Raw genomic sequence first — 1104 nt, 5'->3', positions numbered from 1 at the left:
CCGGGGCGCGGCACCACCAGCGGGCTGTAGCCGTGGAAGGCCGGCCGGATGTCGGCCGCCGCCGAGGGCGTGCCGTCGGGCAGTCCGAGGCGGTCGCGCAGCCGGGTCACTCCGCCGGCGAAGGCCCCTTCGGCGCGCCTCATGACGTCCCGGCCCGCGGCGAGGTTGCCCTCCGGGCCCTGGTCTTCGGTGCTCCGCGCGTGGGGCAGGAGGAACTCCCGGGTCGCGAACGACGGTACGAGGTACGTGCCGATGACGGGGATGCCGAACGCCTCGCCGGCCGTCCGGCTCAGCGGGGCCGGGCCGTGGGCCGTGAGCAGCAGGTCGGCCCCGCCTTCCACGGCCTCCGCCACCCCGTCGGCGAGCCCGTCCGCGTACGCCCTCGTCAGCGCCTGGGCCTCCTCCCGCGAGGCCGCCCGTGACCAGCCCCGGAGGAGCGCCTCCGGGTCTCCGGGCACGGGCCGGTGTTCGAGGCCGCAGCCGCCGACGAGTGCGGCGAAGGACGGGTGGGCGGCCACGGCGACCTGATGGCCCGCGTCGAGGAGGCGGCGCCCCAGGCCGGTGAAGGGCGCGACGTCTCCCCGGGAACCGGCGGTGATGATCAGAATGCGCATGGCCCGATTCAACACCCGGCCGGTGTCGGCAGGATCCTCGGTCAGCCGAGCCCGTCGAAGGTGAGGACCGCCTTCCCGTGCAGGCCGCCGGCGCGCAGGGCGGCGACCGCGTCCGCCGCGTCGTCCCAGCCGCCCCGCCAGGTGATGCCCGGGTCGAGGGTCCCGTCGGCGACGCGGTGGGCGAGCCAGCTCAGGTCGCGGTCGAGGCCGGCGCAGTTGAGCAGGAAGAAGGTCACGACGGACCGGTCGTGCCGCCCCTGGTCGCCGAACAGCGCCCCGAACGGGAAGTCCTCGCCCGTGCCGGCGGAGTGCCCGAGGGCGACGAGCGTGCCGCCTTCGCCGAGCGTGTCGTACGCGTCCACGAGGAGCGGGCCGCCAACGGCGAACTCCTGCGCGGCCTCGGGGCACACGAGGTGGTCGGAGCGCCGAAGGAGGTCTCCCGGCCGGTGGACGGAGTGATCGATCTCGTCGGCGGCCCGCTCCTCGTGGA

At 76.0% G+C, this 1104-nt stretch carries 2 protein-coding genes; both read right to left on the bottom strand.

All coding sequences use genetic code 11. The annotated features are described in order from the left end of the window. A partial coding sequence (locus tag CCN56_RS40210) for a glycosyltransferase (protein WP_143664829.1) occupies positions 1-614 on the bottom strand: 614 nt, incomplete at its 3' end. A 41-nt stretch (positions 615-655) separates the two neighbouring features. Continuing rightward, positions 656-1104 (bottom strand): zinc-binding dehydrogenase (locus CCN56_RS42385; protein WP_143664828.1); only part of this gene is annotated, 449 nt, incomplete at its 5' end.

This window comes from Streptomyces sp. NRRL B-24572, from assembly GCF_002156145.1.
Lineage (GTDB): Bacteria > Actinomycetota > Actinomycetes > Streptomycetales > Streptomycetaceae > Streptomyces > Streptomyces vietnamensis.
Note: the sequence above shows the minus strand (reverse complement) of the source record. Positions and strands in the feature narration are given on the sequence as shown.